The 19,672-nt window shown below is 69.5% G+C and carries 22 protein-coding genes; 18 read left to right on the top strand and 4 right to left on the bottom strand.

Features of this window, described 5'->3' with window-relative positions; translation table 11 throughout:
- Positions 1-67 precede the first annotated feature (67 nt).
- Positions 68-559: an RNA polymerase sigma factor gene (locus KHC19_RS13575; RefSeq protein ID WP_213352909.1), complete on the bottom strand. Its 492-nt coding sequence runs from the start codon at positions 557-559 to the stop codon at positions 68-70.
- 304 nt (positions 560-863) lie between these two features.
- Between KHC19_RS13575 and KHC19_RS13570 the strand changes: the two genes are divergently transcribed.
- The 18 genes from KHC19_RS13570 to KHC19_RS13485 all read left to right on the top strand — a co-directional run bounded on the left by KHC19_RS13570 (position 864) and on the right by KHC19_RS13485 (position 15,644).
- Complete coding sequence (locus KHC19_RS13570) at positions 864-2,273, top strand: DUF1254 domain-containing protein (protein WP_213352908.1); 1,410 nt, start codon at positions 864-866, stop codon at positions 2,271-2,273.
- Positions 2,274-2,452: 179 nt separating this feature from the next.
- The gene (locus KHC19_RS13565; RefSeq protein WP_213352907.1) at positions 2,453-3,088 is read left to right on the top strand and encodes a response regulator; all 636 of its coding nucleotides are present in this window, start codon (positions 2,453-2,455) and stop codon (positions 3,086-3,088) included.
- Positions 3,088-4,410 (top strand): histidine kinase, encoded by a 1,323-nt coding sequence (locus tag KHC19_RS13560; protein ID WP_213352906.1) that lies wholly within the window; start codon positions 3,088-3,090, stop codon positions 4,408-4,410. The genes KHC19_RS13565 and KHC19_RS13560 overlap by 1 nt, the downstream gene beginning before the upstream one ends.
- Before the next feature lie 94 nt (positions 4,411-4,504).
- Positions 4,505-5,455, top strand: coding sequence for an AAA family ATPase (locus tag KHC19_RS13555; RefSeq protein ID WP_213352905.1), 951 nt, complete (start codon positions 4,505-4,507; stop codon positions 5,453-5,455).
- Positions 5,449-6,318: a DUF58 domain-containing protein gene (locus KHC19_RS13550; protein WP_213352904.1), complete on the top strand. Its 870-nt coding sequence runs from the start codon at positions 5,449-5,451 to the stop codon at positions 6,316-6,318. The genes KHC19_RS13555 and KHC19_RS13550 overlap by 7 nt, the downstream gene beginning before the upstream one ends.
- Positions 6,305-6,646 carry a hypothetical protein gene (locus tag KHC19_RS13545; protein ID WP_213352903.1) on the top strand — a complete coding sequence of 114 codons (342 nt, stop codon included), beginning with the start codon at positions 6,305-6,307 and terminating at the stop codon, positions 6,644-6,646. The genes KHC19_RS13550 and KHC19_RS13545 overlap by 14 nt, the downstream gene beginning before the upstream one ends.
- Complete coding sequence (locus tag KHC19_RS13540; protein ID WP_213352902.1) at positions 6,643-7,584, top strand: VWA domain-containing protein; 942 nt, start codon at positions 6,643-6,645, stop codon at positions 7,582-7,584. Before KHC19_RS13545 ends, KHC19_RS13540 begins: the two co-directional genes overlap by 4 nt.
- Entirely contained in the window at positions 7,581-8,465 is an 885-nt protein-coding gene (locus KHC19_RS13535; RefSeq protein ID WP_213352901.1) for a VWA domain-containing protein, read from the top strand. The genes KHC19_RS13540 and KHC19_RS13535 overlap by 4 nt, the downstream gene beginning before the upstream one ends.
- Positions 8,462-9,076 (top strand): hypothetical protein, encoded by a 615-nt coding sequence (locus tag KHC19_RS13530; RefSeq protein ID WP_213352900.1) that lies wholly within the window; start codon positions 8,462-8,464, stop codon positions 9,074-9,076. Before KHC19_RS13535 ends, KHC19_RS13530 begins: the two co-directional genes overlap by 4 nt.
- Positions 9,070-10,230, top strand: a complete 1,161-nt coding sequence (locus KHC19_RS13525; protein WP_213352899.1) for a BatD family protein — start codon at positions 9,070-9,072, stop codon at positions 10,228-10,230. Before KHC19_RS13530 ends, KHC19_RS13525 begins: the two co-directional genes overlap by 7 nt.
- A gap of 314 nt (positions 10,231-10,544) precedes the next feature.
- Positions 10,545-11,003 (top strand): gamma-glutamylcyclotransferase family protein, encoded by a 459-nt coding sequence (locus KHC19_RS13520; protein ID WP_246548855.1) that lies wholly within the window; start codon positions 10,545-10,547, stop codon positions 11,001-11,003.
- A gap of 35 nt (positions 11,004-11,038) precedes the next feature.
- Complete coding sequence (locus KHC19_RS13515; protein ID WP_213352898.1) at positions 11,039-11,893, top strand: ABC transporter substrate-binding protein; 855 nt, start codon at positions 11,039-11,041, stop codon at positions 11,891-11,893.
- A gap of 13 nt (positions 11,894-11,906) precedes the next feature.
- Positions 11,907-12,425 (top strand): ABC transporter permease subunit, encoded by a 519-nt coding sequence (locus tag KHC19_RS13510; RefSeq protein ID WP_213352897.1) that lies wholly within the window; start codon positions 11,907-11,909, stop codon positions 12,423-12,425.
- Positions 12,422-12,769: an ABC transporter permease subunit gene (locus tag KHC19_RS13505; protein WP_213352896.1), complete on the top strand. Its 348-nt coding sequence runs from the start codon at positions 12,422-12,424 to the stop codon at positions 12,767-12,769. Before KHC19_RS13510 ends, KHC19_RS13505 begins: the two co-directional genes overlap by 4 nt.
- Positions 12,766-13,590 (top strand): amino acid ABC transporter ATP-binding protein, encoded by an 825-nt coding sequence (locus tag KHC19_RS13500; protein ID WP_213352895.1) that lies wholly within the window; start codon positions 12,766-12,768, stop codon positions 13,588-13,590. The genes KHC19_RS13505 and KHC19_RS13500 overlap by 4 nt, the downstream gene beginning before the upstream one ends.
- Positions 13,587-14,225, top strand: coding sequence for a GntR family transcriptional regulator (locus KHC19_RS13495; protein ID WP_213352894.1), 639 nt, complete (start codon positions 13,587-13,589; stop codon positions 14,223-14,225). Before KHC19_RS13500 ends, KHC19_RS13495 begins: the two co-directional genes overlap by 4 nt.
- A 36-nt stretch (positions 14,226-14,261) precedes the next feature.
- Entirely contained in the window at positions 14,262-14,699 is a 438-nt protein-coding gene (locus KHC19_RS13490) for a VOC family protein (RefSeq protein ID WP_213352893.1), read from the top strand.
- A gap of 3 nt (positions 14,700-14,702) precedes the next feature.
- Complete coding sequence (locus tag KHC19_RS13485) at positions 14,703-15,644, top strand: DMT family transporter (protein ID WP_213352892.1); 942 nt, start codon at positions 14,703-14,705, stop codon at positions 15,642-15,644.
- Here KHC19_RS13485 and KHC19_RS13480 read toward each other — a convergent pair.
- The 3 genes from KHC19_RS13480 to KHC19_RS13470 form a co-directional block, all read right to left on the bottom strand.
- Positions 15,619-15,879 (bottom strand): hypothetical protein, encoded by a 261-nt coding sequence (locus KHC19_RS13480; protein WP_213352891.1) that lies wholly within the window; start codon positions 15,877-15,879, stop codon positions 15,619-15,621. The genes KHC19_RS13485 and KHC19_RS13480 overlap by 26 nt on opposite strands.
- Before the next feature lie 132 nt (positions 15,880-16,011).
- Positions 16,012-18,348, bottom strand: a complete 2,337-nt coding sequence (locus KHC19_RS13475) for an acetamidase/formamidase family protein (protein WP_213352890.1) — start codon at positions 18,346-18,348, stop codon at positions 16,012-16,014.
- Positions 18,349-18,424: 76 nt separating this feature from the next.
- Positions 18,425-19,663, bottom strand: coding sequence for an acetamidase/formamidase family protein (locus KHC19_RS13470; protein ID WP_213352889.1), 1,239 nt, complete (start codon positions 19,661-19,663; stop codon positions 18,425-18,427).
- Between the last annotated feature and the right edge of the window lie 9 nt (positions 19,664-19,672).

Here is a 19,672-nt window from a genome sequence, read left to right as displayed (position 1 = left end):
GTACATCGGGGAGGGGCACGCCGGGGAAGGACGGCATCGGTTCGCGCAATCGCGCGATGGGGACAATCTACAGGCGCCGGTCGAGTTCGGCCATGGCGGCAACGATGTGGGTGATCGCCGTGTTGCGCGATACGCCCATCCGCGCGGCGACCTCGTCATGGGTGAGCCCTTCGATGCGGCTCAGCACGAAGGCCTCCCGGCGCCGGGGCGGCAGCGCCGCGAGAGCGACCAGCAGGCGCCGCAGCTCGCCGCGATGGAGGGTCGCCATCTCGGGCGAGGGGGCGGGGTCGGCGATACGCTCCAGGTCTTCCCCGGCGACGACGACCTGGGCCCGCCGTCGCGCGTCGCGCAGGTGATTGAGGGCGAGATTGCGCGCGGCCTGCGTCACATAGGCCGGGCTCGGCGTCTCGCCCGTCTCCCGTCCCAGAAGATTGACGAAGGCTTGCTGGACTATATCTTCCGCCGTCGTGTGATTTTGCAGCAGCCGACGAACGCGAGAGATGAGTTTCTCGCGTTCATTGAGATACAGATCCGATATTCCAAGAAATTCTGTGGCCATAGCTCTGGCGGGTGGCGTGGAAGATCGAGCGGAAGACGGCGCGCACGTTACCTGTGCGAACGATCTGGTTCAACGATCATAGTTTTTATCGATTATAATTAAGATGAGTGGGCGGCGCTTATGCTCGCTCGATCATGAATTGCGGCGTCGCGACCACACATCGCCTATGAAGGATTCGCCGATGGCCGACGCGTCGATCGCCGGTCGCCCCTTGCCATGCGGTCCCGTCATCACAGATTAGCTCGGGAAGAGCCGAGGCCCGCACCAGCCGGGTGTGGGCGTGGCGACCGGAGAGCAGGACGACATGAGAAATCTCGCGATCATATCGCTCATTATCGTCGGTTCCCTCCTGTCGCTGCCGGCGCAGGCGCAGGGAATGGATCCCGCGACGCGACGCCTGGTGCACAGGCGCGGCATCGAGGCGATGATCTGGGGCATGCCGGCGGTGAATGCCGATCTCATGCGCCAGGAAATGCTGGCCCGGACGACGGCGAAGCCGAACGACGTCGTCTTCTGGTCGAAGCCGGCCGACTGGAAGAACCAGACGCTGACGCCCAACCCCGATTCGATCTACTTCATGAGCTTCTGGGACGTGAGGGGCGGCCCCATCGTGATCGAGGTGCCGCCGGCGGAGGGGGGCTCGATCGCCGGCAATATCGTCGATGCCTGGCAGATGCCGCTGGAAGACGCGGGCCCGGAGGGAGCCGACCAGGGAAAAGGTGGCAAATATCTGATCCTGCCGCCGGGCTATGAAGGCACGCCGCCGGAAGGTTATATCGTCCTGCCCTCGGATACGTTCACGGGTTTCGCGCTGCTGCGCTCGAACCTTGCGGGCCACGGCGAGGCCGAGATCGCCAAATCGGTCGCCTATGGCAAGCAGATCAAGGTCTATCCCCTTGCCGCTGCGGGCAATCCGCCCCCGACCCTTTTCGTGGACGCGTCCGACACCCTGTTCGACGCCACCATCAAGTATGACGCCAGTTTCTTCCGCAATCTCGACCGTGTCGTGCAGACCGAGCCATGGCTGCCGCGCGACCGGGTCATGATCGACCAGTTGCGTTCGCTGGGGATCGAGAAGGGACAGGCCTACAATCCCAGCCCGGCGGCGCAGGCGGTGCTGAACCAGGCAGGGAAGGAAGCGCAGGCCTGGCTGTCGGAGCAGTACGACAAGGGCTTCCCGGTGATGAATCCCGGCATCCACTGGTTTCCCGCCGCACAGACCGAGGTGATCGAGGCGGTGCAGGACGGCTATGCCGATATCGACGCCTACCCCGTCGATGCCCGCGGCGTGACCTATACGCTGGGCTTCACCGGCATCAAGCGGATCGGCACCGCCCAGTTCTATCTGATGACGAGCAAGGATAGCGACGGCGATCCTTTCGAGGGATCGGAGACCTATCGCCTGACCGTGCCGGCAAACGTGCCGGTGAGGCAATATTGGTCGGTCACGGCCTATGACCGCGCGACGCACGCGCTGATCAAGGACATGCCCCGCGCCAGCATCGCCTCGATCACTGCCGGCCTCGGCACCAACCCGGACGGCTCGGTCGACGTCTTCTTCGGTCCCAAGGCGCCGAAGGGGAGGGAGGCGAACTGGGTGCCGACACATCCGAACGGCAAGTTCGAATTGCTGTTTCGCCTCTACGGCCCGCAAAAGCCGCTCTTCGACGGCAGTTGGAAGTTGCCGGATGCGGAGCGGATCGGCGCGCGCTAGCCAGCTTTCCGAACGCCGTCCGGTGGGCTGGCGGAGCACCGCGAAGCCCGCATCCGCCGGCCTCCCGTCGAGGCGGGTGCTGGGCCCGGGGAGGCACCGCCGGGCCGCCGGGAGGAGGTGATGCCGGGTGCGGCCATGTCGCCATTTGTGCCGACGCCGTCGCGCGATATCCTGCCGCCATGGATCCGATCCGCATCCTCCTGGTCGACGACCATCCGATCGTGCGCGAGGGCTATCGGCGGCTGCTGGGCCGTCAGCCCGGCCTTTCGGTCGTGGCGGAAGCCGGCGATGGCGAGGAAGCGCTGGCCTCCTTCGCCCGGCACCGCCCCGACATCGTGCTGATGGACCTGTCGATGCCCGGAGGCGGGGGCTTTTCCGCGGTGGAGGCGATCCTCGCGCAGGTCCCCGACGCCCGCATCATCGTCGTGTCGATGCACCAGGGGGCGATCTTCGCGCAGAAGGCGATGGCCGCGGGGGCGCGGGGCTTCGTCTCCAAGAGCAGCCCGCCGGACGAACTGGTCCGGGCCATCACCACGGTGGTGGCCGGCCGGCGCGTGCTTTCCGCCGACATGGCCCAGCAATTCGCCCGCACCGCCATCGAGGATGACGACTTCGCCGGGCTGACCCCGCGCGAGCGCGACATCCTGCTGCTGCTGGTGCGCGGCATGAACGGGCGCTCCATCGCCCAGCGGCTCGGCCTGTCCTCGAAGACGGTGCAGAACAACCTGTCGCAGATCCGGGCCAAGCTGGGCGCTTCCGGCGACGCCGACCTCGTGCTCAAGGCGCAGCGCGCCGGCCTCGTACAGGCACTGTGATGCGCGGGCTGTTGCCCCAACTGGTGCTGCGGGTGCTGGCGGCCGGGCTCCTCACCGTGCTGGTCGCGGCTGGCTGGGTGCTGTGGGACACCGCCGATGCCGCCCGCCGGGATGCACACACCACCGCCACGCTGGTTTCCGACGCCATCGCCGCGCGGCCGAGCTTCGAGGGCCTGGCCTTCGGCGGCGTGGCCCCGACGCCGGTGTTCCGGGACTGGCAGCAATTTCCCGCCTGGAGCCTGATCGCGCCGGGAATCTGCGTCGAGCTGGGACCCCGGGACCAGCCGGTGCAGCGGCGATGCGGCCCCTATCTGGCGGCGGCCGCCCCGCCGGCCTGGTTCGTGTGGCTGGCTCAGCATGTCGGCCTGGTGCCGGAGCCGGTCGCCGTGCCGGTGCGCACGCGGTATGTTTCCGATGCCTATGTGACCGCCATCGCCGATCCCGGCGTGATCATCACCCGCGCCTGGGCCCGCACCGGGGACCTGATGCGGATCGCGGTGGGCATGGCGATCGGCGGCGCCCTTCTGACCGGCTTGCTGATGGCGCGTCTCATGGCACCGTTCCGCACCCTGCTGCGCGGAATCGAGCGCTTGCAGCGCGGCGAATTCGGCACGCGCCTGCCGCGGCTGCGCGTCGCCGAGTTCGATCGCCTGAGCACGGCGCTGAACGACACCGCCGCGACCCTGCAGGAGGCGCAGGCGCTGCGTACCGAGCTCACCCGCCGCCTGTTCACCGTGCAGGAGAGCGAGCGGCGGGCGCTGGCGCGCGAGCTGCACGACGAGTTCGGGCAATGCCTGACGGCGACGCGCGCCCTGGCCGCCGCCATTTCCCAATCCGGCGAATCCACGGCGCATGACGGCGCGCGCATCGCCGAGATCTCCGGCCAGATGATGGACGGGCTGCGCGCCGAGCTCTCCCGGCTGCGGCCGCCGGACCTCGACGATCTCGGGCTCCGTCCCGCGCTGGAGCGGCTGGTCGCCGATTGGCGCAACCGCGTGCCGGCGGTCCGGTTCGGCCTCGACTTCGCCGGCGACATCGACGCGGTGCCGGACGAACTGGCGCTCAGCCTCTACCGCATCGCCCAGGAATGCGTGACCAATGCCATCCGGCACGGGGCGCCGAGGACCGTCGCGCTGAAGATCGAGGTCGCCGACGCCATCACTCTGACAGCGCGGGACGACGGCTCGCCCCGGCACGAGGGGCCGATCGACGACGGTTACGGCCTGCTCGGCATCCGCGAGAGGGTCGATGCCCTCGGCGGCAGCTTCTCGCTCAACCCCGTCGAGGGCGGCATGCTCGCCACGGCCCAGCTGCCGCGCTGACCCGGGTGATCTTCCCGGCCGGACCGGGAATAGCTCTCTTGGCCCTCCTCTCCGCACAGGCGCATCCTGCGCCCATACAAGGGAGGCTTGCCGCATGAACGACATGAGCCATCCGATCGCGCGGCTCGGCGTCGAGGTCGCCGCCGGGCTGATCGGCCATGAGGAGATGGTCGAGCGGCTGCTGATCGCGCTCCTCGCCGGTGGGCATGTGCTGATCGAGGGGCCACCGGGCATCGCCAAGACCCGCGCCGTCAAGCGCCTCGCCAGCTATCTGCCGGGCAGCCACGCCCGCATCCAGTGCACGCCCGACCTGCTGCCCTCCGATCTCACCGGCACGCAGGTGTTCCGTCCCGAGACCGGCGGCTTCGATTTCGTGCCCGGTCCGCTCTTCCACGCGCTGGTGCTGGTGGACGAGATCAACCGGGCGCCGCCCAAGGTGCAGTCGGCCCTGCTGGAGGCGATGGCCGAGGGGCAGGTGACCACTGCCGGCGTGAGCCGCGCGCTGCCCGATCCCTTCATGGTGGTCGCCACCCAGAACCCCATCGAGCACGAGGGCACCTTTCCGCTGCCCGAGGCGCAGATGGATCGCTTCCTGCTGCATCTGTCGCTGGGGCTGCCGCCGGCGGAGCAGGAGCGGGCCATTCTCGACCTGGTCGCCGCCGAGCGCGTGGCCCCGCCCGCCTTTGTGCCGGTGCCGCTATCCGCCGCCACGCTGAAGGAGGCGAGGGCGCAGGTCGCGCAGGTGCATCTGGCTCCGGCGCTGAAGGATTTCATCGTCCGGCTGGTGATGGCCTCCCGGCCGGGCGGCGCCGTGGCCGAATGGGTCGAGCATGCCGTCTCGCCGCGCGGTACGCTCGCGCTGGCGGCGGCGGCGCAGGCGCGGGCCTGGCTGAAGGGGCGCGACTATGCGCTGCCCGAGGACGTGACGGCGCTCGCCCCGGACGCGCTCGCGCATCGGCTGATCCCGAGCTGGGCGGCCATCGGCGAGGGACGCACCGGCCGCTCGCTGGTCGCCGACATCCTGCGTGCGGTGGAGCCATGGTGAGGCCGGCGCTCGACGGGCCGGGAATCCGCCTGCGGGCGGCGGAACTCCTGGCGCTGCGGGAGGATATTCCGGCCAGAAGCCGGCATCGTCCTGCCACGCGCCGGCCCGGTGCCCTGCCGGCCCGCCCGGCGGGCGCCGGCATGGACCTGCGGGAGATCCGCGCCTTCGCGGAAGGTGACGATGCGCGCCGGATCGACCCGGCCGCCACTGCCCGCACCGGTGCGCCGCACATACGCAGCTTCCACGAGGACCGCGACGATACGCTGCTGCTGATCGCCGATTTCCGGCCCTCCATGCTCTGGGGAACCGGGACGGCGCTGCGCTCGGTCCACGCGGCCCGCCTGCTGGCGAAGCGGGGCTGGCAGGCGGCGGCCCGGGGCGCATCGCTGGCGGCGATCAGCGTCGACGCCACCGGCCTCGCGCTGGTCCCGTCCGGTGCGGGGGCGATGCAGATGAGCCGGATCAGCCAGATGCTGGCCGGCCGGCACGACCAGGCCCTGCGCGACCAGGCCCTGCACGACAGGGCCCAGGCGGTGCAGGGCGAGGCGCCCACCCTCGCGGAGGCGCTGATCCGCGCCACCCGGCTGGCGCCGCCGGGCGGCGAGGTGCTCGTCGCGACCGGGCCGGACGGCATCGAGGCGGTGGACGAGCCGGCGCTGGCACGGCTGGCGCGCCGTCGCCGGGTACGGGTGGCGCTGGCGCTGGATCCGGTCGACCGCGCGCCTCCCTCGCGGGCGCTGCCGATCCATGCCGGGCCGCTCAGCCGGTTCGCGCGGCTACGCCCTCTCGATCCCGCCCTGCTGTCGCAGCGGCTGCGGGTGTTGAATGTTGGTCTGGAGATGCTGGCCGATGACGCAGGCTGAGCTGATCGCCGCCCTGCCGGCGGGGCGCCTGCCGCCCGATCTGATGCAGGCGCACGCCGCCGACTTCCTGCTGCTCTTCGGGGCCGGACTGCTGCTGGTCGCCTTGCTGTCGGGACTGGCGATGCCGTTCCTCGAGCGCAAGCCCTCCCGGCGTGCCCGCATCCGTGCTACCCGCGGGCTGCCGCCGCAGGAACGGTCTCTCGCCATCGCCCATATTCTCGGCTACCTGCCCGAGGCGTTGCGGGCCACCGCCTATGGCGCCGCGGCACCGCTCGATGCCGCGGCGATCGAGAAGGTCGCGCTCGCCGCGAGGCGCGCACGCCGATGAGCTTCGCCTTTCCCCTGGCGTTCCTGCTGCTGCCGTTGCCGCTGCTGGTGCGGCGCCTTCTCGCCGGGCGCCCCTCTGCGGCGGTGTCCCTGTCCGTCGCGCCGGGAATCTTCTCCGCCGCCGCCGCGGCCGAGAGCCGTGAGGACCCGCTGGGCACCGCGCTGATGGTCGCGGCCTGGGTGGCGCTGGTGGTGGCGCTCGCCGGGCCGCAGCTTGCCGCGCGGCAGGACATCGTCACCGCGTCCGGGCGCGAGATCGTGCTGGCGCTGGATCTTTCCGGCAGCATGGTGAAGGAGGACTTCGTTCTCGACGGCCGGCCGCTGTCGCGGGTGGAGGCGGTCAAGCGCGTGGCCGCCCGCTTCGTCGCGGCGCGGCGCGGCGACCGGATCGGGCTGGTGATCTTCGGCGACCGCGCCTATGTGGCGCAGTCCCCCACCTTCGACGTCGCCTCCGTGGCCCGTGCGATCGAGGTCGCGCAGATCGGGATTTCCGGCCGTTCCACCGCGATCTCCGAAGGGCTGGGCCTCGCCACGCGGCGGCTCCTGCAGAGCGACGCGACCGGCAAGGTCATCGTGCTTCTCTCGGACGGGGTCGACACGACGGGAAAGGTGCAGGCGAGCGACGCCGCGCGGCTTGCCGCCAGCCATGGCATCCGGGTGCACACCATCGCGCTGGGCCCGGATGATCTGGAAAGCCAGCCGGAGGCGCGCGACGCGGTGGACGCCGCCACCCTGCGCGACATGGCCGCAGCCGGCGGCGGTACCAGCTTCCGGGTCCGCAATATGGAGGATCTGGAGGCGATGGCCGCCGGCCTCGACGCGCTCGAGCCCAACCCGATGAAGCGTCCGCCGCTGCAATATTGGCGCCCGTTATGGGTCTGGCCGGGGGCGACGGCCCTGGCGCTGGTCGCCGTGCTGGGCCTGCGGAGGCGGGGATGATCGATCTCGTCCTGTTGCGGCCCTGGTGGCTGGCGGCCCTGCCGCTCCTCGGTGCGATCGCCCTGTGGCGCTGGTGGCGCGGCCCGGCCGCCGGCGGCTGGGAACGGACGATGCCGCCGGCCATGCTGGCGGCGATGCGGGCGCTCGGCCATCTGCGCGGCGCCTCCGGCCGCCTGGGCTCCGCCCCGCTGGTCGCGGCGGCACTGATCAGCCTCGGTCTCTGCGGCCCGGCGGTTCCCCGCTCCGATGCGCCGCTGCTCGCGGGGACCGGCGCGATCCTGATCGCCATCGACATGTCGCCATCGGTCGCGGAGGGCGCAGCCCTCGCGGATGCGCAGGCGGCCGCCGCCGCCGTGCTCGCGGCGGCGAATGGGCGGCCGGTGGGGCTTCTCCTCTATTCGGGGGAGGCTTACGAGATCGCCGCTCCCACGGCGGATCCGGCGACGCTGGAGAGCCAGATCGCGGTGCTCGGCCCCAAGACCATGCCCGGCGGCGGCAGCCGCCCCGCCGCCGGCCTGGCGCTGGCGCGGCAGATGCTCGAGACGGGCCGCAGCGCCGATCTGGTGCTGATCTCGGATGGGGGAGGCATAGACGACGCCACCCGCGCGGAAGCCGAACGGCTCGCCGGCGCGGATATCCGCCTGTCCATCCTCGCCCTGACGGGCGTTGCCGGCGGGCAAGCGGAGGCGGGGGCGCTGGAGACGCTCGGGGGCACGCTCGCGCCGGCCCGTTCGCCCGAACCGGTGCTGCGGCGGCTCGCGCAGCGGGGCGCGCTGGAACGGGACCCGGCGCTGGTCGCGCTCGGCTTCCACGACATCGGGCCCCTCGTCGCCGGCTTGGCCGCCATTCCCCTGCTCGGGCTGTTTCGGAGGCGGGCATGAAACGCGCGGCGCTGCTCGCGGTCGCCGGCCTCGCCTGCATCGCCCTTGCCGGCCCGGCGGCCTGGGGACGCCTCGCGCTCTGGTCCGACCTGCCCGGAGCCGCAGGCTTGCTCGACGATCCCGCTGCGCGCGGGCTCGCTTTGTATCGTGCCGGCGCCTATGCGGCCGCCGATGCCGCCTTCGCCGAAGCCGGGCGCAGCCAGACTTTCAATCGCGGCCTGACGCTCGCCGCCACCGGGCGGCATAACCTGTCGGTCGCCTATTTCGACGCGGTGCTGTTTGCCAATCCGGCGGATGCCGAGGCGCGCCGGCTGCGCGACCTCGTCGATGCCATGGCCACCAAGACCACGGGCGAAAGTCTCGTGCCGGGACGGCTGCCGGGTGGCGGGGGCCTCGGCACCACGGAGGAGGTGAGCGGCCGGATGCCGGCCAGCACGCCGGATCCCGCCTGGAAGAAGCCGATCGAGGCCGGCGGCCTGGTCGCCTCGGATAGCTGGCTCGCCACGCTTGCCGACGATCCCGGCGAGTTCCTCCGCCTGCGGCTGCAGAAGGAATATGAACGCCGGGCCGGCCTGGGGATCATCCGGCCGGAGGAGGGAAGCAGATGGTGAGGCGGATCCTTCTGCTGGTGTTTCTCCTGTGCGCCGGGGGCGCCCACGCGGACAGCCTGCGTCTCGTCGTGCCCGAGGCGAAACCGGTCGTCGGCGAGATGATCCCGGTGACGCTGAGGGGCGAATATACCCGCCTGATCGCGCTGGAGACGCTGACTTTCCCGAATTCGGACGACTATGACTGGATGCAGCTCGCGCGGGACCAGTGGCGGGACGAGCAGATCGGCGGGCGTACGGTCCGGGTGTTCGAGCGTCGCCTCGCGGTGTTTCCACGGCGTGCGGGCGTGCTGACCATCGGGCCGGTGGTGCACCATCTCACCTTGGTCGGCGTCGACAATCTCCGCGAGCCCTTCGACGTGACGGCGCCGGCGGTCACGCTGCCGGTGGCGCCCTTTCCGGCCGAGGGCCGACCCCTTTCCGCGCGCAGCCTGACGATCGAGGACACGCTATCCGCCGCGCCGGGCGCGCTGCGCGACGGTGAAAGCCTGGTGCGGCGCGTCGTTCTCAAGGCGGCGGGAACGCTGCCGCATCTGTTGCCGCCGCGACCGATCCTGCGCGAGCCCTGGCTGATCAGCTTTGTCGCACCGGAACGGCGCGAGACGCGGCTCACGCCCGAGGGACCCGTTTCCACCGTCACCTGGGAATGGCATCTGCGCCCCAAGACCGGCGAGCCGGGCGTGTTGCCGGCGGTCTCCATACCGTGGTTCGACACCGTCACCCGGCAGATGCGGACCGCCGAGATCGCCGCCATCCCCTTCGGCTATGCGAGCTTTGGCGACAATCGCAGCGGCGTCGACCGCCTGCCGGTCGCTGATCTTGCCGCCGGACTGCTGGTTTTCGCGGCCGGCATCGGTGCCGGTCTCGTCGCTGTCCTGGCAGGGGCCTCGCGACGGCGGGCCGGGGTGCTTCGGACCCTGCGGCGGCTGTCGCCGTTCGATCCGGCGCGGCGGAGACTGAAGCGTCTGGCTCGGACCGGCGATCTTCCCGCGATCCGCCGCGCGGCGGATCGCTATCTGCGCCGTCGTCGCGAGCTCGGCCTTGCGGTGACCGGACGGGAAACCGCTCGTCTCGACGAGATCCTCTACCGGCCATCCGAGGGGATCGCGCCTCGGGAGGCGGAGACGGCCATCCGCGGGCTCCTCAACCACCGCTAGTTTCCGGCCCTGAAGGGCGTCGGACGTTCCGGCGCAAAGCACAGCCCCTCAGCTCGCAAGGGAGCGGGGGCTGCTTGCCTGCGGGCGAGCACGGGCCGGGCCTCCCGCTGGGCAGGAGGTTGTCGTCCTTCCCCATAAGTCCTGACCCGGACCCGGATTTATCGCCGCGATATAGTCGTCTTGACTCCGTACATGATAAAATATACGAAAAGATATATGACAAAAGGCGAGCTGCCGCGATCCAGCGCCTTGCCAGGGATGGAGCCCGTTCAATGCATTATTTTGCCTACTGCACCTGGCTGCACGATGCGGAAATGAACCGCTATGCGCCCGAGGCCAAGGCGATCGCCAAGGGATACGCCGCCAATCATGCGCTGCGCTTCCACGCCGCCGCCGACCGGGCGGATCGCGGCTGGTGCCATTTCCTCGGTACCGCCGAAGCCGCAGGCAGCAAATGCTACGGCGTGGTCTTCGAGCTGGATCCGACGCGGTTCCAGGAGGATTATGACGATTTTGAGCGGTGCTGTGTTACCGTATATGGTGAGGACGGCAAAATGTACGATTGCTGGACCTACCGCCTGACCCGGCCCGGCATCGCCATGCGGCCGCCGAACTTCTACTGGGAGCATATCCCGGCCGGGCTGAAGCAGTTCGATTTCCCGCAGGACTACATCGACAAGGTCCTCGCAACGTTCGACGCGGCCGCGCCCTGTCCGCGGGCCGATCGGCCCAATCCTTCCGCGATTCCCGGCAAGGGTGCGGAATCGCGCTGACACGGCACGCCTGATCAATCAGGACGGAGGGAATAATGAAGGCGGTTGCAGGCATCTCGGCATGTGTTCTCTCCGTGGTCTTCGCCCTGGGTGTCGGGGCGAAGGCCGCGGAGACGCCGGTCCCGGCCGGCATCAAGGCAAAGGGCGTCCTGACGGTGGGGTCCCAGCAGACCTTCCCTCCGGTCGAGTTCCGGGAATCCGGCTCGCAGGCGGTGACGGGAGCGTCGGCCGATCTCCTGCGCGAGATCGCCAAGCGGCTGGAGCTCCGGCTCGAATATGTCCAGTCGGAATATGCGGCCCTCATTCCGGGCATCGAGGCCGGGCGCTTCGACATCGCGTCCGGCGGCATCTCCGACACCGAGGAGCGGGAGAAGACGCTCGATTTCGTCAATTACATGCGCTCCGGCGGCGCCATGCTCGCCCTCGCGGCGACGGCCACGCAGTACCGAACGATCGCCGATTTCTGCGGCAAGTCGGTCGCGACGCTGCTCGGCTCGCGGGTGATCATGGAGAAGGTCGAGGCGGCGTCCTCGGCCTGCGTCGCCGCCGGCAAGCCGCCGATCCGGGCCGAGCAGCTACCCTCCGCGCCGGACGCACGCATGCAGCTCGACCTGCGGCGGGTGGACGCCTATCTCGGGGACCTGCCGGCGCTGGCCTATCTCGGCAGCCAGTTCCCCGGCCGCTACGGCATCGTCGGCGGCAACTACATTCTGACGCCCTACATCACCTCCTGGGGCTTCAGCAAGAAGAACGCCGAGCTGAGGGACGCGGTGAGGGCCACCCTCGAGCAGATGGTGACCGACGGCACCTACAAGGCGATAATGACGAAATGGGGCCTGGAGGGCGGTCTGCTCGACAAGATCACCATCAATCTTCCGGCGAGCAAGTGATAGCGGAGCGCCCATGGCCACTGTCGTGCCGGCAAGCCGAGACCTCGGCGCCGCAACCACCCTGCCCATCATACGGCGGCGCCAATGGGGCAGCTGGATCCTCGGCGGGCTCGCGGTGGCCTTCGTCGCGACGGTGATCTGGGGCGGCATCCGTTCCCGGATCCTCGATCTCGAGATCATCGGCATCTATCTCTTCCATCCGGCCATCGTCGCGGGGGCCGTCAATGCGCTCGTGCTGGGCACGCTGGCGCTGGCCATCTCCAGCGTCATCGGGCTCTTCTCCGCCCTGATGCGGCTTTCCGGCAATCCGATCCTGGTCGCCCTCTCGGCGACCTATGTGTACCTGTTCCGCGGCACCCCGATGCTGATCCAGCTGGTCTTCTGGTTCAACGCCGTGCCTACCATGTTCCCGACCATCACGCTCTCGCTGCCCTTCCTGCCGGGACCGCTCTTCGAGACGCCGACCACCGTGGTGGTGACGCCCTTCCTGGCGGCGCTCGCCGGCCTCTCGCTGGCCGAGGGGCCTATATGAGCGAGATCATGCGGTCGGGCATCATGGCGATCGACAAGGGGCAGAGGGCCGCGGCGACCGCGCTCGGCATGACGCACCGGCAGGTCTTCTCGCACATCGTCGCGCCGCAGGCGGGGCGGATCATCGTGCCGGCCTGCGGCAACCAGTACATCATGCTGCTGAAATCCACCTCGCTGGCCTCCACCATCGGCTACCCGGAGATGCTGCGGGTGGTGACGGATATCTACTCCTCCAATTTCCTCGTGGTGGAGCTGCTCGCGGTGGCGGCCATCTGGTATCTGGCGCTGACGGCGCTGGCGACGGCGGTCCAGACCGGGCTCGAGAAAAGGTTTCCGCCGCGATGACCGAGGATCTTCCCGCCGTCTCGCTGGTCGGTATCAGCAAGCACTGGGGCGCCGTCGCGGCGTTCCAGAACGTTTCGCTCGACGTGCCCCGCGGACAGGTCGTCGCCTTGCTGGGGCAGTCGGGAGCCGGCAAATCGACCCTGCTGCGCTGCGTCAACTGCCTGGAGACCATCTCCGCCGGCCGGATCTATGCCTATGGCGAGCTGATCGGCTATCGCGAGACGGCGGACGCCCTGATCGAGCTGACGGACGCGCAGGTCGCTCTCCAGCGCCGGCAGATCGGCATGGTGTTCCAGCACTTCAACCTGTTTCGCCACATGACGGCGCTGGAGAACGTGATGAGCGGACCGCGGATCGTGCTCGGCCTGCCCAGGGCGCAAGCCCGGAGCCGGGCCGAGGCGCTGCTGGCCAAGGTCGGCCTCACGCCGCGCAAGGATGCCTATCCGGCGGAACTGTCCGGTGGGCAGCAGCAGCGTGTCGCCATCGCCCGCGCGCTGGCGATGGAACCGCGCGTGCTCCTGCTCGACGAGCCGACCTCCGCGCTGGATCCCGAGCTCGTCCAGGAGGTCGTCGCGACGATCAGGGCGCTTGCCGAGGAAGGACAGACGATGATGATCGCGACCCACGACATGGCGATCGCCCGGGATGTCGCCGATCGGGTGGTCTTCATGGAGAACGGCGCGATCGTCGAGGACGCGCCCCCGCGCGCCTTCTTCTCCAACCCGCGCAGCGACCGCGCCCGCCAGTTTCTCGCCCGGCTTCTCAGCGAAGCGCATGGCGGCCGCGAGCCAACGCCCGTATCAGAGGATGCCCGCCGATGAAGCCGGCCGAGAACGCCATGTCGACCGACGTGCGCAGCCGGCTCCGCAGCATGATCCTCGGGGGCGAGCTGCTGCCGGGACAGCGGATCGTGGAGGATGAACTCTGCGAGCGGCTGGGGGCGGGGCGCACGCCGGTGCGCGAGGCGCTGCTGCTGATGCAGGGAGAGGGCTATCTCTCGCGGGAGCGGGGCTGGGTCGTCAAGCAGGTCGTGCGCTCGCAGGTCGGCGCCATCTTCGAGAGCCGCGCCGCGGTGGAAGGGGCGACGGCGCGGCTGGCGGCACGGCGCATCACGCCAGCCGAGCTTGCCGGCCTTTCCGCGCTGATCGAGCAGATGCAGCCCGCCGAGCGCCTGACGCGCCACGAGCTCAATCGCCTGAACGGCCTGTTCCATCAGGGCATCGTCGATGCCGCGGCCAATCCCCTGCTGGCCCAGTTCCACGAGCGGACGCAGTTCCAGTACTGGATGCTGCGCGTGCCGGTGCTGTTCGCCGAACAGGAGATCCGCCAGTCGAACGAGCAGCATGGTGCCATTCTCGCCGCGCTCGCGGCCGGCGACGAGGACACCGCGGAGCGGGTTGCGCGGCAGCATGTCGAGATGACACGCGCCATCGTCGAGCCGGCGCTCCACCTCTGAGCGTCGCGTCCATCCTTTCCAAGACTGCAGGTCGCCATGTCCGCCCTCTTCCGCAAGATCCACCACATCTGCATCGTGGTGCACGACCTCGAGCGCGCCGAAGCCTATTATGCGAGCCTCGGCTTCGGCCCGTTCTACGATTACCCGAAGAAGGGCGCCTATGCGGAGCTCGACGTGCCGAACCCGGCCGCCTCGGCCGCGATGAGGTATCGCTGCGCCGATCTCGACAACATGCAGCTCCAGCTCTGCGCGCCCGGAGAGCTGGACAGCCCGCAGCGGCGCTTTCTCGATGAACAGGGCGAGGGCGTCTACCATCTCGGCTTCGAAGTGCCGGACATCGATGCCGGCGTGGCGGCCGGGCGGGCCGTCGGTCTCGGCATCATCGCGCGCGGCAAGCGGGTGGACGGCGGCGGCTTCTGCTACTTCGACACGCGGAGCGAGGCGGGAACCGTCCTCGAGATTCGGACGGCCTGACCCATGCCCCGCCTGTCCGGCCGATTTGCCGGTGCGGAGGGTCGCACGGCGCTGCTGCTTGTCGCGATGCTTCTCTTCGCCCTGTCGGACGTCGCCGCCAAGCAACTCGGCGGCAGGATCCCCGCCATCCAGATCGCGTGGGCGCGATACGCGGTGGCCTCCGTGATCCTGGCCTCCATTTGCGTCCTGTTCGGCCTGCGACCAGGGAAAGCGCAGGCCCGCCGGTCCCAGCTTCTGCGCGGGCTGGGAATGGCAGGGGCCACGCTGTTCCAGATCGCGGCGCTGCACCGCCTGCCGCTGGCGGATGCGACGGCGCTGTATTTCGTCTCGCCGCTCCTGGTGACGCTGCTGGCCGCCCTTGTGCTGCGCGAAGCCGTCCGCCCCGCGCAGTGGTGCGCCGTGCTGCTCGGCCTGGCCGGCGTCCTCGTCGTGGTGAAGCCGGGCGACGAAGGGCTCTCGCTCTTCGCACTGCTGCCCTTGGGCTCGGCGCTCTGTTGGGCGGCCGCCATCGTCAGTTCCCGGCCGGCGCTGCGGCGCGATACCGTGCTGACGACGCTCGCATGGTCGGCGGGGCTGGGGCTTGTCGTCTCGAGCGCCGGCGTGGTGCCGGTGTTCGCAACGCCGACGGCGGGCGAACTGCTCTGGCTGGCGGGGCTCGGCCTGTGCTGGGCCGGCGCGCATGCGCTCGTGGCCTGCGCCTATCAGGGCGAAGCCGTCGCCGTGGCGAGGCTGGCGCCGCTTTCATACACCTATCTCGTCTGGACCCTGGGACTTGGCGAGTTCGTGCTGGGCGAGCGGCCGGGGGCCTCGACCCTGTTCGGCGTGCTGCTGATCGTCGTTGCCGGCATCTGGTCGCAGGCATCGGGACGCGGGGGCGCACCTGCCGGGCGCCCGCTGCCCCGCGCCGCGAGCGAGGCCGTCACCCGGGGAAAATCCGCGCCTTGATCCGCCAGGATCCGTCGTCGCCTACGCGACCCAGCCGCCATGTCTTGGCATCGATCTTCCGGCCGCGGGCGGTCTCGTAGGCGGGCACCGCCAATACGCCCTCCTCGCCGTCCGCGTGGAAGTCGCCCAGGGCAACCGTGCCATCGTTGAACTCGAGAAGCGTTCCTTTGCCCTCGTCGCGCATCGTTACCGGGCATCCCGGGTAGCAATGCGAATCCCCAATCAGAACCTTCATCGTGCCGTCTCCGATGCGGAGCCTCGCGGGCGCATGGACGAGTGTCGTCCATGCGGAGATCCACCGCAATCGGCGCGACGCGGCGATAGACAAGGGCCTTGTCGCCGGCTCCGAGATGCCGCTGCCGGCAGCTCATTTCCCGTCCGGGAACAACCGCTTGCTCAGGATGGCATGGACGCCCCAATTGCCGTCCACCACCTGGGTGATGCCGAAATCGACGGCGGCCGACATCAGGGCGATCGCTTCGTCCTCGCTCAATCCCTTCGTGGTCATCAGGAAGCGCCGCACCTTGCGGAAGGCGTCGCGCATGGCAAGGTCGAGCGAGGACTTGGCATAGACCTCGCTCTGGCCATCGGCACCGAATTCGGCGAGGTAGTTGGGGTGGCTGAAGCCGGTCAGCACCCAGTCGTCCGGCGTCTCGATCAGCGGATAGGTCAGGTCGGCGAGCAGCGTGCCGGCGACCTCGGCCTTCTTGTGCAGCACCACGCGGAAGGTGCCCGTCATCGAGCATTCGATGGCGGTGCCCGACAATTCGCCATCGCCCTGCGCCGCATGCGGGTCGCCGACCGACAGCAGCGCGCCGGGAACGGATACCGGCAGATAGACCGTCGCGCCCTTGCCGAGCCGCCAATTGTCGAGATTGCCGCCGAAATAGGCCGGGGGCACGGAATCGACGAGATCGGCCTCGCGCGGAGCCACGGCGATGACGCCGAAATGCGGCCGCAGCGGGATGCGTATCCCGTCGAGCACGCGCGTTTGCAGCGTCAACGTCTCCGGGCGGACCGGCACGCCGGGGTAATCGTAGAGCGCATGCCGGACCCCGAAGGGATCTAGTTGCGGTTCCCACCGATAGGCATGCACGGCCCGCGCATGAGGTTCGTCGGTATCGGTGACGATCTCGTAGATCGTCACCGTCTCGCGCGGATGCGGCTCGCTGAGGAATTCCGAATAGTGGAAGCCCCACCAGGCCGCGACGCTGCTGCCGAAGACGCGCCCGGCATGATCCGGGTGGCGTGAGGGGCGCGGCTCGATGTCGAGGATATGCACTTCCAGCACGTCGCCGGGCTGGGCGCCGCGCACGGCGATGGGGCCGGTGCAGATGTGCACGCCGAAGCCTTCTCCGGCCCCGCGCCCGAAGACCGAGGCGTCGAGCGGCCCGGCGCCCCGCCGGTCCACGGCCTTGGCGGTGCGCGTCCAGTGGAACACGCTCTCCGCTCCCGGATCTCCCGCGATCATGCGCTCGGGGTCGTCGGAGGCATGCTGTGTCAGCGTCTCGACGGTGACGATGTCGCCGGAGCCGATCTCGATCAGCGGCTTGAGCGAACGGCTGAAATAACCCCAGTGCACATGCTGGGCATGTACCGGCAGATAATGCCGTGCCGGTGTGTCCGGCGTGCCGGCGGGCTCGCCGCTGTCGAGCACGACGCCCCGGCGCGTGTCGGGCTCGGATTTCGTCTGGCGCGCGCGCAATTGTCCCAGCGCCTCCTGCGGCCAGCCGCGCTGGCCGCTCGCGAGCACGCCCTGATCCTGCCGATCGGCCTCGCGGCGGCGTAGCTCGCGCGGAGGCAGACCGAAGCGCTCGCGGAACAGGCGGCTGAAATGGGCGGAATCCGCGAAGCCGTAGCGATAGGCGATCTCGGAGATCGGCACCGCCGCTTCGGCGGGATTGGCGAGATCGTGCCAGGCGCGCTGCAGGCGCCGCTCGCGCACATAGTGGCTGAAGCTTTCCCCCGTGCCTTCGAACAGCTTCTGGAGATAGCGCTCGGATATGCCCTCGGTCTGCGCGACCTCGGCGATCGAGACGTCCTCGCGGCCGATGCTCCGCTCGATGGTCGCGTAGATGCGCTGGAGCAGGGCCGCGCGGCTCGACGACGGATCGACCCTCGTCGCCGCCAGCTCCGCCGACAGGACGAGAAGCAGCTCGGCGGCACTCTGCGCCACCGCTTCCCATTCGGGTTCGGCGAGCCGGCCGAGCGTCGTGGCGGCGGCCTGGATGGTACGGGCGAGAATGTCCGGCAGTCCGTCGGCGGCGAAGACGCGCGGCTGGGAGCCGGCGGGCGGTGCCGCCTTGCGTCCGCGGAACGCATCCGACGGTACCGAGAGCAGCACGGCGCGCAAGCCGCGCTGGAACTGCACCTGCCAGTCCGCCCCGCGCGGGGCGAGGATGAGTTGACCGGCCGCGACGATCTGCGTTTCGCCGCCAGTCGAGAGAACGGCGCTGTTCTCCACCGGCAGCAGCAGGAGCGGCAGGCCGCTCCGCGACGGCAGCGGTCGCAGGATCTGGGCATCCGCCGAGAGCGTGCCGAGCCGAACCCCGAGCGAGGACAGGCGCGACAATGCCGTCGCATGGGCGGGCGAGCCGGTACGGGCGGCGAGCGATTGCAGCCCGAAGCCGGCGAGCAGGTCCTGCCAGGCACGCTCGCGCGCATCCCCGGCATAGGATTCGCTGGTGAACGGCTGGGCAGTCATGTTTCGGACCTCGGCATGAAGGCCCGTTCAAGCAAGTATCATGCCCCCGAATGCGGCCGAGATCGCCCGCTGCGCGTCACCGCCCGGCGAAGATGCTCTTGCGGATCGAGCCGGTGACTCCCCAATTGGCGTCCACCACCTGCGTGACGGCGAAATCGGCGGCGACCGACATCAGCGAGATGGCTTCGTCCTCGGAAAGCTTGTGCACCGTCATGAGGAAGCGGCGCAGCTTGCGGAAGGCGTCGCGCATCGCCTTGTCGAGGCTGGATCGCTTGAGGATCTCGTGCTGGTGGTCGGGGCCGAGCTCGGCGAGATAATTGGTCACGCTGAAACCGTAGACCGACCAGACGTCGTCGTTTTCAAGCAGAGGATGGTCCAGCCCCTCGAGAAGGGTGCCCTCGAGATCCGCCTTCTTGTGCAGGATGAACTCGAACTCGCCGGTGAGCGAGATCTCGATCGCGGTGCCGGAAAGCTCGCTGTCGCCCTGCGAGGCATGCGCGTCGCCGCAGGAAAACAGGCCGCCGGGCACGGCGACGGGGTAATACATGCGCGCGCCCTTGGCGATGCGCCAGTCGTCCATGTTGCCGCCCGTGTAGTTGGGCGGGATGGTGGAGACGAAATCGGCCTCCGCGGGCGCGAGGCCCATCGTGCCGAAATGCAGGCGCGCCGGCACCTTGATGCCGGACAGGATGCCTTCCTTCTTCACGATGGTGCCGTGGTCGACCCGCACGCCGGGATAGTCGATCGTCGGGTGCACGATGCCGTCCGGGTCGGTCTGCGGCGTCCAGAGATAGGAATAGAGGGCGCTGACCGAAGCCTCTCCCATGTCGAGTTCGTAGATGGTGACGACCTCGCGTGGCTTCGGCTCCTCGATCAGGTCCCCGTACTGGAAGCCCCAATTGGCGGAAGGATTGGAGCCGAAGAAGCGGCCCTGATAGGCCGGGTTCGCGCTCGGGCGCGGCCAGGCATCGATGATGCGCACCTCGATGATGTCGCCTGGTTCCGCCCCCTCTATGGCGATGGGGCCGGTGAGCAGATGCACGCCGAGGCCCTCGCCGGAACCATAGGTGAGCGGGCCATTGGTGGCGCCGGCCCCCCGCCGGCGCAGGGTCTTGCCTTGCGCCGTCCAGTGGAAGATGTCCTCCGCCGCCCGGTCGCCGGCGATCATGCGTTCGTAATCGTCATTGGCATGGTGGGTGATGGTCTCGATGACGGCCCGCTCCCCCGACCGGAGCGTCAGCACCGGCGCGAGGGTCTTGCTGAAATAGCCCCAATGGACGGTGTCGGGCGTGGCGGGCAGGCGATGCTTGGTCATGTCGAGCCT

Source organism: Ancylobacter oerskovii (genome assembly GCF_018390555.1).
Taxonomy (GTDB): Bacteria; Pseudomonadota; Alphaproteobacteria; order Rhizobiales; family Xanthobacteraceae; genus Ancylobacter; species Ancylobacter oerskovii.
The sequence above is the reverse complement of the archived record's forward strand: the minus strand, read 5'-3'. Positions and strand labels throughout refer to the sequence as shown.

What these genes read in the sequence shown, in the direction of transcription:
- KHC19_RS13575 (WP_213352909.1), bottom strand. Translation starts at nt 559, where the DNA reads ATGGCCACAGAATTTCTTGGAATATCGGATCTGTATCTCAATGAACGC.
- KHC19_RS13570 (WP_213352908.1), top strand. Translation starts at nt 864, where the DNA reads ATGAGAAATCTCGCGATCATATCGCTCATTATCGTCGGTTCCCTCCTG.
- KHC19_RS13565 (WP_213352907.1), top strand. Translation starts at nt 2,453, where the DNA reads ATGGATCCGATCCGCATCCTCCTGGTCGACGACCATCCGATCGTGCGC.
- KHC19_RS13560 (WP_213352906.1), top strand. Translation starts at nt 3,088, where the DNA reads ATGCGCGGGCTGTTGCCCCAACTGGTGCTGCGGGTGCTGGCGGCCGGG.
- KHC19_RS13555 (WP_213352905.1), top strand. Translation starts at nt 4,505, where the DNA reads ATGAACGACATGAGCCATCCGATCGCGCGGCTCGGCGTCGAGGTCGCC.
- KHC19_RS13550 (WP_213352904.1), top strand. Translation starts at nt 5,449, where the DNA reads ATGGTGAGGCCGGCGCTCGACGGGCCGGGAATCCGCCTGCGGGCGGCG.
- KHC19_RS13545 (WP_213352903.1), top strand. Translation starts at nt 6,305, where the DNA reads ATGACGCAGGCTGAGCTGATCGCCGCCCTGCCGGCGGGGCGCCTGCCG.
- KHC19_RS13540 (WP_213352902.1), top strand. Translation starts at nt 6,643, where the DNA reads ATGAGCTTCGCCTTTCCCCTGGCGTTCCTGCTGCTGCCGTTGCCGCTG.
- KHC19_RS13535 (WP_213352901.1), top strand. Translation starts at nt 7,581, where the DNA reads ATGATCGATCTCGTCCTGTTGCGGCCCTGGTGGCTGGCGGCCCTGCCG.
- KHC19_RS13530 (WP_213352900.1), top strand. Translation starts at nt 8,462, where the DNA reads ATGAAACGCGCGGCGCTGCTCGCGGTCGCCGGCCTCGCCTGCATCGCC.
- KHC19_RS13525 (WP_213352899.1), top strand. Translation starts at nt 9,070, where the DNA reads ATGGTGAGGCGGATCCTTCTGCTGGTGTTTCTCCTGTGCGCCGGGGGC.
- KHC19_RS13520 (WP_246548855.1), top strand. Translation starts at nt 10,545, where the DNA reads ATGAACCGCTATGCGCCCGAGGCCAAGGCGATCGCCAAGGGATACGCC.
- KHC19_RS13515 (WP_213352898.1), top strand. Translation starts at nt 11,039, where the DNA reads ATGAAGGCGGTTGCAGGCATCTCGGCATGTGTTCTCTCCGTGGTCTTC.
- KHC19_RS13510 (WP_213352897.1), top strand. Translation starts at nt 11,907, where the DNA reads ATGGCCACTGTCGTGCCGGCAAGCCGAGACCTCGGCGCCGCAACCACC.
- KHC19_RS13505 (WP_213352896.1), top strand. Translation starts at nt 12,422, where the DNA reads ATGAGCGAGATCATGCGGTCGGGCATCATGGCGATCGACAAGGGGCAG.
- KHC19_RS13500 (WP_213352895.1), top strand. Translation starts at nt 12,766, where the DNA reads ATGACCGAGGATCTTCCCGCCGTCTCGCTGGTCGGTATCAGCAAGCAC.
- KHC19_RS13495 (WP_213352894.1), top strand. Translation starts at nt 13,587, where the DNA reads ATGAAGCCGGCCGAGAACGCCATGTCGACCGACGTGCGCAGCCGGCTC.
- KHC19_RS13490 (WP_213352893.1), top strand. Translation starts at nt 14,262, where the DNA reads ATGTCCGCCCTCTTCCGCAAGATCCACCACATCTGCATCGTGGTGCAC.
- KHC19_RS13485 (WP_213352892.1), top strand. Translation starts at nt 14,703, where the DNA reads ATGCCCCGCCTGTCCGGCCGATTTGCCGGTGCGGAGGGTCGCACGGCG.
- KHC19_RS13480 (WP_213352891.1), bottom strand. Translation starts at nt 15,879, where the DNA reads ATGAAGGTTCTGATTGGGGATTCGCATTGCTACCCGGGATGCCCGGTA.
- KHC19_RS13475 (WP_213352890.1), bottom strand. Translation starts at nt 18,348, where the DNA reads ATGACTGCCCAGCCGTTCACCAGCGAATCCTATGCCGGGGATGCGCGC.
- KHC19_RS13470 (WP_213352889.1), bottom strand. Translation starts at nt 19,663, where the DNA reads ATGACCAAGCATCGCCTGCCCGCCACGCCCGACACCGTCCATTGGGGC.